The sequence below is a fragment of the Pseudomonas sp. 24 E 13 genome (genome assembly GCF_900004715.1).
GTDB lineage: Bacteria > Pseudomonadota > Gammaproteobacteria > Pseudomonadales > Pseudomonadaceae > Aquipseudomonas > Aquipseudomonas orientalis_A.
This window is the reverse complement of sequence record NZ_CVTO01000123.1, coordinates 1-9303: the sequence shown is the minus strand read 5'-3', so window position 1 is coordinate 9303 and position 9303 is coordinate 1. Positions and strand designations below refer to the sequence as shown.

At 61.5% G+C, this 9303-nt stretch carries 7 protein-coding genes and 1 pseudogene; 6 read left to right on the top strand and 2 right to left on the bottom strand.

The window, feature by feature from the left end:
• Window positions 1–188 precede the first annotated feature (188 nt).
• The gene (locus tag BFP90_RS14945; RefSeq protein ID WP_065888111.1) at window positions 189–461 is read right to left on the bottom strand and encodes a DUF1652 domain-containing protein; all 273 of its coding nucleotides are present in this window, start codon (window positions 459–461) and stop codon (window positions 189–191) included.
• A gap of 205 nt (window positions 462–666) precedes the next feature.
• On the bottom strand, window positions 667–1164 hold the full coding sequence (locus tag BFP90_RS14940; protein ID WP_065893105.1) for an NUDIX hydrolase: 498 nt from the start codon (window positions 1162–1164) through the stop codon (window positions 667–669).
• Between the two features lie 489 nt (window positions 1165–1653).
• On the opposite strand from BFP90_RS14940, the gene BFP90_RS14935 reads away from it, so the two are divergent.
• The 6 genes and pseudogenes from BFP90_RS14935 to BFP90_RS14910 form a co-directional block, all read left to right on the top strand.
• Entirely contained in the window at window positions 1654–3087 is a 1434-nt protein-coding gene (locus BFP90_RS14935; protein WP_065897204.1) for a serralysin family metalloprotease, read from the top strand.
• A 47-nt stretch (window positions 3088–3134) separates the two neighbouring features.
• A complete protein-coding gene (locus BFP90_RS14930) occupies window positions 3135–3491 on the top strand; it encodes a protease inhibitor Inh/omp19 family protein (RefSeq protein WP_065897203.1) in 357 nt (118 codons plus the stop codon).
• Between the two features lie 103 nt (window positions 3492–3594).
• Window positions 3595–5337, top strand: a complete 1743-nt coding sequence (locus BFP90_RS14925) for a type I secretion system permease/ATPase (protein ID WP_065897201.1) — start codon at window positions 3595–3597, stop codon at window positions 5335–5337.
• Window positions 5338–5428: 91 nt separating this feature from the next.
• A complete protein-coding gene (locus tag BFP90_RS14920) occupies window positions 5429–6721 on the top strand; it encodes an HlyD family type I secretion periplasmic adaptor subunit (RefSeq protein WP_065897200.1) in 1293 nt (430 codons plus the stop codon).
• A 2-nt stretch (window positions 6722–6723) separates the two neighbouring features.
• Window positions 6724–8064: a TolC family outer membrane protein gene (locus tag BFP90_RS14915; RefSeq protein ID WP_065897199.1), complete on the top strand. Its 1341-nt coding sequence runs from the start codon at window positions 6724–6726 to the stop codon at window positions 8062–8064.
• Between the two features lie 15 nt (window positions 8065–8079).
• A pseudogene (locus tag BFP90_RS14910) lies at window positions 8080–9303 on the top strand (S8 family peptidase); the annotation flags it as partial.

Below are 9303 nucleotides of genomic sequence, written 5' to 3'. Positions count from 1 at the left end.
CAAGCCTGCGTTCGGCCAGCGTGGTTTAACGGGGCGCCTGAGATCAAGATCAAAAGCAGATCAAGATCAAAAGCGACTCGCTTCGCATCGTGGTTACTGTTGGGCGCTGCTGAGTTGTGTAGGTACCTATGGCCATCGGGGGCAAGCCCCCCTCCCACAATTGGATCTCATTGGCATGCGGCAATCGATCAAGCCCGCAACGACAGCGGCGGCACAAAACTCTCAAGCTCATCTTCCACTGCCTCGATGATGCGCTCGACATCGGCGGCGTTCATCACGGTGGCGCAGGGAATGCCGGCGATGGCGATCAGTGTCTCGCCGCTGGTCCGATCGAACAGGCGGGCCACCATGCTGCCGGGGGCGTCCATGCTCCCTTCGAAGCCCATCGGATGAAAATGCCAACGCATCAGTTGGCATGCATTGGGAAAGGTCACTTTGTTCATATTGCCCACCTTGTTCATTGAGCGCTTCCTTTAGCTCGCGGCAGGGGCCAGGACCGTCAATAGTCCTGGTGTCGAGCAGTAAAAATAGCATTCGTTCGCAAGGGGAACGCGACTTTTTCAAGTCCGTTCGGCGGTTCTTTGATCTGGATCATGTCCTGCCGGTCGCCAGGCTGGCGAGAGGCGCCACGGCATGGGCGACACGTCGTTGCAAATCAACTGAACGTCATGACTCATCCGCTAACTGAATCAGCTCTGGGGAAGCGGGAGGGCCTAGAGTGAGCAGGCGTTGCAGGTAATGTCCCAGGCGCGGTGGCACGATGAATTGTTCGGTGTGATTGATTTCCTCGACGCTCCACCAGCGCATCTCCTTGACCACGGCTTTCTCTTCGTCGGTCTGATGCTGTGTCGTGAAGTCGACGCGGGTAGCCCGATAGAGCAGAAAGGACTCATCCAGAAGAACCGGCGTGCCATTACGCATCAATGTATGTTTTCCCGTCCACACCAGGCGCCCTTGGGACAGTTCTTCGGGGCGGTATCCCGCTTCCTCGAACAGCTCACGTTGTGCGGCGTCTTGAAGGCTTTCGTCCGGCTTGATTCCGCCACCCAGGGTGCACCAGAAGGTCCGGTCAGGCAGGGTCACCTGCATCAGTAGAATTTGATCATGTGGATTGAGCAGAAGGGCCCGGACATTCTTTCGGCAGGGCAGATCACAGGGGGCCATGCAGGTGTTCCTTTTTGATCTCGGCGTTCAACCCTAATGGAGCGTTCGCTGATATACGAGGTATACCTGACATTGATTATCTTCAATCCCCGTCAAGTTGGCCCGTGTCCCGGCATCCGGGGGCAGACCAGTGCTACTTTAATCTGCAGGTAGTGGCTCATTAATATTGCTTATGCCACGGTGTCAATATATTGGATCCATTATTCAAGTACGGCGCTGAGTTAAAGCGCTTTAGCGCTATTTAATATTTAAATAACGCTGGGCTTAGATTAGGCGTGCAATCAGCAAGCGCGCCCAATAAATGCTGCGCGAGACTTCCTGATGTTGAACCTGCATCACTTTTTCATCAGTGAAATATGTGTAGACGAAAGATTTCAAGTTGTGTCAGTTTTCTTACGCCTTCAAAAGAGGTGAGTGATAGGACTATCCTCGCCCGCGAGGTTCCTATCGAACAAAGACTGATGCACTTGCAAACAAGGAAGTACGTTTATGTCAAAAGTAAAAGACAAGGCTATTGTATCTGCCGCGCAAGCCAGCACTGCTTACTCGCAAATCGATAGCTTCAGCCATTTGTATGACCGTGGCGGCAACCTCACGGTCAATGGCAAACCGTCCTACAGCGTGGACCAGGCAGCCACCCAGCTGCTGCGGGACGGCGCCGCGTACCGGGACTTTGATGGCAACGGCAAGATCGATCTGACCTACACCTTCCTCACCTCGGCTACCCAGAGCACCATGAACAAACATGGCATCTCGGGCTTCAGCCAATTCAACGCCCAGCAGAAAGCACAGGCCGCACTGGCCATGCAATCCTGGTCGGATGTGGCCAACGTGACCTTTACCGAAAAGGCCTCCGGCGGCGACGGGCACATGACCTTCGGCAACTACAGCGGTGGCCAGGACGGCGCGGCGGCGTTCGCTTACCTGCCCGGCACCGGCGCAGGCTACGACGGCACCTCGTGGTACCTGACCAACAACAGCTACACGCAGAACAAGGCGCCGGACCTGAACAACTATGGCCGGCAGACCCTGACCCACGAAATCGGTCACACCCTGGGCCTGGCTCACCCTGGCGACTACAACGCCGGGAACGGCAACCCGAGCTATAAAGACGCGACCTATGGACAGGACACGCGTGGCTATAGCCTCATGAGTTACTGGAGCGAGAGCAACACCAACCAGAACTTCAGCAAGGGCGGGGTCGAGGCTTATGCTTCCGGTCCGCTGATCGACGACATTGCCGCGATCCAGAAGCTCTACGGTGCCAACCTCAACACCCGCGCCGGTGACACCACCTACGGTTTCAACTCCAACACCGGGCGTGATTTCCTCAGCGCCACATCCAATGCCGACAAGCTGGTGTTCTCGGTATGGGACGGTGGCGGCAACGACACCCTGGACTTCTCCGGCTTTACTCAGAACCAGAAGATCAACCTCAATGCGACCTCGTTCTCCGACGTTGGCGGCCTGGTGGGCAACGTGTCCATTGCCAAGGGCGTTACCATCGAGAACGCGTTCGGCGGCGCGGGCAATGACCTGATCATTGGTAACCAGGCGGCCAACCTGATCAAGGGCGGGGCCGGCAACGACCTCATCTACGGCGGTGGCGGTGCGGACCAACTGTGGGGCGGCGCCGGCAGCGATACATTCGTGTACGGTGCCAGTTCCGACTCCAAGCCAGGGGCCGCAGACAAGATCTTTGACTTCACCTCGGGTTCGGACAAGATCGACCTGTCCGGTATCACCAAGGGTGCGGGGGTGACCTTCGTCAATGCGTTTACCGGGCATGTCGGCGACGCAGTTCTGTCCTACGCCTCAGGTACCAACCTGGGTACGTTGGCGGTGGACTTCTCCGGGCACGGCGTGGCGGATTTCCTCGTCACCACCGTTGGCCAGGCGGCTGCCAGCGACATCGTGGCGTGATGTAAAGCGCGGCGCGCAGGCGCCGCGTTCCAGGATGGAGCCAGACGATGCAGCGTTTTTCCAAGTGGTTGACCCTTTTGATCGTGTCGGCAGGAGCCCATGTAATGGCGAGCAGTCTTGTTTTACCCAGCACCGCGCAATTGGCGGGGCATTGGCAGTTGCACCAGGGTGACCAGGTGTGCGCGCTGGACCTGCAAGAGCAGGCCAACCGCCTGGGCGGCGATGTAGCGTGCGTAGCGCAATGGCTGGGTGAAAAGCCCTTGACCTGGTCGCCCACTCCGGACGGTATCTGGCTGATGAATGCCGAAGGCAGCGGGATCACGCACTTGAACCGCCAGGCGGAAGGCGAGTATGAGGGGCGCACTAAATCCGGTGCGGTAGTTGCATTGCGACGCACGCCTTAGTTTCCAGTTATAAGCTTATAACTTCATTTGTTAGTTGGCCGCGCCTTAATCAGGGGTTGGGCAACTATTGCGCGTTATCCGGGTTCAGGGAAGATAAGAAGATATGGCCAAGCCCCAAGCTGTTGCGCCCTTGTTCAAGGCGCTGGGTGAATACAAGAGCATCTTGATCAGCATTGGCTGTTTTACCGCCTTGATTAACCTGTTGATGCTGGTGCCATCGATTTACATGCTGCAAGTGTACGACCGCGTGCTGTCCTCCCAGAATGAAACGACGCTGGTGATGTTGACGCTGATGGTCGTCGGGTTCTTTGCCTTTATTGGCCTGTTGGAAGTGATCCGCAGTTTTGTGGTGATCCGCATCGGCAGCCAATTGGAGCGACGTTTCAACTTGCGCGTCTACCAGGCCGCGTTCGAACGCAACCTGCAACGCGGGCAGGGGCATGCAGGGCAATCCCTGGGCGATCTGACCCACATTCGCCAGTTTATTACGGGGCCTGCGCTGTTCGCGTTTTTCGACGCGCCCTGGTTTCCCATCTACCTGTTCGTGATTTTCCTGTTCAACGTGTGGCTTGGCGTACTGGCCACGGCGGGCGCGGTGCTGCTGATCGGCCTGGCCTGCCTGAATGAGTACCTGACCAAAAAGCCGCTGGGTGACGCCAGCGGTTTTTCCCAGCAGTCGACGCAGTTGGCCACCAGCCATTTGCACAATGCCGAAACCATCCAGGCCATGGGCATGCTCGGTGCGTTGCGCCAGCGCTGGTTCGCGGTGCATTCGCAGTTCCTCGGCTTGCAGAACCAGGCCAGCGACACCGGCTCGGTGATCACCTCCCTGAGCAAATCCTTGCGGCTGTGCCTGCAGTCCCTGGTATTGGGGTTGGGCGCCTTTTTGGTGATCAAGGGCGATATGACCGCCGGGATGATGATCGCCGGCTCCATTTTGATGGGCCGGGTCCTCAGCCCCATCGACCAGTTGATCGCGGTATGGAAACAATGGAGCTCGGCCAAGCTGGCCTACCAGCGCCTTGACGAATTGCTGCGTGAGTTCCCCCCGGAAGGCGAGCAGATGGCCTTGCCTGCGCCCAAGGGCCAGGTCAGTTTCGAGCAGGTCAGCGCCGGCCCGCCCGGTCGACGCCTGGCGACCCTGCACCACGTCAGCTTCAACCTGGGCGCCGGCGAAGTGCTGGGCGTGCTGGGCGCTTCGGGCTCGGGCAAGTCCACCCTGGCCCGGGTGCTGGTGGGGGTATGGCCGACCCTGGCCGGCACCGTGCGCCTGGACGGCGCGGATATTCACCGCTGGGACCGCAATGACCTTGGCCCCCATATCGGCTACCTGCCCCAGGACATCGAACTGTTCAGCGGCAGCATCGCCGACAACATCGCGCGCTTTCGCGAAGCCGACCCGGAACAGGTAGTGAAGGCGGCGCAACAGGCCGGCGTGCATGAATTGATCCTGCGCCTGCCCCAGGGCTACGACACCGTACTGGGCGACAACGGCGGCGGCCTGTCCGGCGGGCAGAAGCAACGCGTGGCCCTGGCGCGCGCCTTGTACGGCGGGCCGCGCCTGATCGTGCTGGATGAGCCCAACTCCAACCTCGACACCGTCGGCGAAGCGGCACTGGCCAGCGCCATCATGCAGTTGAAGGCCCAGGGCAGCAGCGTGGTGCTGGTGACGCACCGTTCCTCCGCCTTGGCCCAGGCCGACAAGTTGCTGGTGCTCAGCGAAGGCCAGCTGCAGGCGTTCGGACCGAGCCAGGACGTGCTGCGCGCGTTGTCCGGCCAGCACGAGGCACCGAGGGAAAAAACCGGCGGTAGGAGCGAGCTGGCTCGCGAAAGTCGTCAACGATGACGCGCTCCGATTGGATACCCACAGTGCCTGTGCGCTTTTCGCGAGCAAGCTCGCTCCTACACGTTTTGCGTCAAGCAGTAAGGATACGTGCATGATTTACGAACAACACGACGCGCGCTTCTTCGTGCGCATGGGCTGGCTGCTGACCGTGGTCGGCGCCGGCGGGTTTTTCCTCTGGGCCAGCCTGGCGCCGCTGGATCAAGGCATTCCGGTGCAGGGCACGGTGGTGGTGTCGGGCAAGCGCAAAGCCGTGCAGACCCTCAGCCCCGGCGTGGTCAGCCGGATTCTGGTGCGCGAAGGCGAGGTGGTGAAACAAGGCCAGCCGCTGTTTCGCCTCGACCAGACCCAGCACCAGGCCGACGTGCAATCGCTGCAAGCCCAGTACCGTATGGCCTGGGCCAGCGCCGCACGCTGGCAGAGTGAACGTGACAATCTGCCCGGCGTCAGCTTCCCCGCGCAACTGAGCGACAACCCCGACCCGGCCCTGGCGCTGGTACTTGAAGGCCAGCGCCAACTGTTCAGCAGCCGCCGCGAAGCCTTTGCCCGTGAGCAGGCCGGCATTCGGGCGAGCATCGACGGCGCCACGTCGCAGTTGGGCGGCATGCGCCGTGCCCGCAGCGACCTGACCGCCCAGGCGCAATCCCTGCGTGACCAACTGAGCAACCTGCAACCGCTGGCCGACAACGGCTACATCCCGCGTAACCGCCTGATGGACTACCAGCGCCAGTTGTCCCAGGTGCAGCAGGACCTGGCGCAGAACGCCGGCGAGAGTGGCCGCATCGAGCAGGGTATTGTCGAGTCGCGCCTCAAATTGCAGCAGCACAGCGAGGAATACCAGAAGGAAGTGCGCAGCCAATTGGCCGACGCGCAGCTGCGCAGCCTGACCCTGGAGCAGCAACTCACCTCCGCCGGGTTCGACCTGCAGCACAGCGAAATCAACGCGCCGGCCGATGGCATCGCGGTCAACCTCGGCGTACACACCGAGGGCGCCGTGGTGCGGGCGGGGGAAACGTTGCTGGAGATCGTGCCGCAAGGCACGCGCCTGGAGGTGGAAGGGCATTTGCCGGTGCACCTGGTGGACAAGGTCGGCACGCACTTGCCGGTGGACATCCTCTTCACCGCCTTCAACCAGAGCCGCACCCCGCGCGTGCCGGGGGAGGTGAGCCTGATTTCCGCCGACCAGATGCTCGATGAAAAGACTGGTGCGCCTTATTACGTGCTGCGCACCACCGTCAGCGAGGCGGCGCTGGAAACACTCCACGGCCTGGTGATAAAGCCGGGCATGCCCGCCGAGATGTTCGTGCGCACCGGCGAGCGCTCGTTGCTCAACTATCTGTTCAAGCCGCTGCTGGACCGCGCCGGCTCCGCGTTGACCGAGGAATGAACATGAAGCCTGTGTTCATCGCCTTGCTGTTCACTTGCGCCAGTGCCCACGCCGCCATGGGTCCGTTCGATGTGTACGAGCAGGCCCTGCGCAACGACCCGGTGTTCCTCGGTGCGATCAAGGAGCGCGACGCCGGCCTGGAAAACCGCACCATCGGCCGCGCCGGCCTGTTGCCGAGGCTGTCTTACAACTACAACAAGGGCCGCAATAATTCCGAAGCGCACCTGCCCGACGGCCGTGGCGGCAGCTATCGCGACGACCGCAACTACAACAGCTACGGTTCCACCTTCAGCCTGCAACAGCCGCTGTTCGACTACGAAGCCTACGCCAACTACCGCAAGGGCGTGGCCCAGGCGCTGTTCGCCGACGAGAGCTTTCGCGACAAGAGCCAGGCCCTGCTGGTGCGGGTGTTGAGCTATTACACCCAGGCGTTGTTCGCCCAGGACCAGATCGACATCGCCCGCGCCAAGAAGAAAGCGTTCGAGCAGCAGTTCCAGCAGAACGAACACTTGTTCAAGGCGGGCGAGGGCACGCGCACGGACATCCTGGAAGCTGAATCGCGCTATGAACTGGCCACCGCCGAAGAGATCCAGGCCCTGGATGAGCAGGATGCTTCCCTGCGCGAACTGGGCGCGCTGATCGGTGTGCAAAGCGTCAACATCGACGACCTCGCACCGCTGAACCAGAGCTTCGCCGCGTTCAGCCTGAGCCCGGCCAACTATGCCACCTGGCACGAACTGGCATTGACCAACAACCCGGTGCTGGCCTCGCAGCGCCAGTCCCTGGAAGTGGCGCGCTATGAAGTGGAGCGCAACCGCGCCGGGCATTTGCCGAAAATTACCGCCTACGCCAGTTCGCGCAAGCAGGAATCGGACAGCGGCAACACCTACAACCAGCGCTACGACACCAACACCATCGGCGTCGAAGTCAGCCTGCCGCTGTATGCCGGCGGCGCTATTTCGGCCTCCACGCGCCAGGCCAGCCGCGCCATGGAGCAGGCCGAGTACGAACTGGAAGGCAAGACCCGCGAAACCCTGATCGAACTGCGCCGCCAGTTCAGCGCGTGCCTGTCGGGGGTGAGCAAGCTGCGCGCCTATCAGAAGGCCCTGGCCTCGGCCGAGGCACTGGTGGTGTCGACCAAGCAAAGCATCCTCGGCGGCGAGCGGGTCAACCTCGATGCGTTGAACGCCGAGCAACAGCTCTACAGCACCCGCCGCGACCTCGCCCAGGCGCGGTACGACTACCTGATGGCCTGGACCAAATTGCATTACTACGCGGGCAACCTGCGCGACACCGACCTGGCCAAGGTGGACGAAGCCTTCGGCCCGGAGCGAACGCGGTAGGGGCACGACATAACAATAAAACAGGAGTGTACGGATGATCACCGATTCACCACGGTTCAAACCCTTCACCGCAGGCTCATTGCTGCTGTTGTCCGTTGCGGCGCAGGCGCAATACACCGAGACCGGCCAAGCGGGTAACCCCGCCAGTTGGCGTTCCGCCGAATACCAGAGCGATTGGGGCCTGGGGCGTATGAAGGCCGATGAAGCCTATGCCGCCGGAATCAGCGGCAAGGGCGTGAAAATCGGCGCGCTGGATTCGGGGTTCGATGCCAATCACCCCGAGGCGTCCAAAGAGCGCTTCCACCCGGTCACCGCCAGCGGCACGTACGTCGATGGCAGTACCTTCAGCACCACGGGCGCGCTCAACCCGAACAACGACTCCCACGGTACCCACGTCACCGGCACCATGGGCGCGGAGCGCGACGGCGTGGGCATGCATGGGGTGGCGTACAACGCACAGGTGTATGTCGGCAACACCAACGCCAATGACAGCTTCCTGTTCGGCCCGACCCCGGACCCCAAGTATTTCAAGGCGGTGTACAGCGCCCTGGTGGACTCCGGCGTGCGCGCCATCAACAACAGCTGGGGCAGCCAACCCAAGGACGTCAGCTACCAGACCCTCGGTGACCTGCACGCGGCCTACGCCCAGCACTACAATCGCGGTACCTGGCTGGACGCGGCGACGGATGTGGCCAAGGCCGGCGTGATCAACGTGTTCAGCGCCGGCAACAGCGGCTATGCGAATGCCAGCGTGCGCTCGGCGCTGCCGTACTTCCAGCCGGAACTGGAAGGTCACTGGCTGGCGGTGTCGGGGCTGGATAAGGCCAACAACCAGAAGTACAACAAGTGCGGCATCGCCAAATACTGGTGCATCTCCACTCCGGGTGCGCTGATCAACAGCACCATCCCGGACGGCGGTTATGGGGTCAAATCCGGCACCTCGATGTCCGCGCCCCATGCCACCGGCGCCTTGGCGCTGGTGATGGAGCGCTATCCCTACATGACCAACGAACAGGCGCTGCAGGTACTGTTGACCACCGCCACGCAACTGGACGGCTCAATCACCCAGGCCCCCAACGCCATCGTCGGCTGGGGCGTGCCGGACCTCGGCCGGGCGATGCACGGGCCGGGGCAGTTGCTCGGCGCAATGAACGTGAACCTCGCGGCCGGGCAGGGCGATGTGTGGAGCAATGGCATCTCCGACCAGGCCTTGCTCCAGCGCCAGGCCGAAGACCGCGC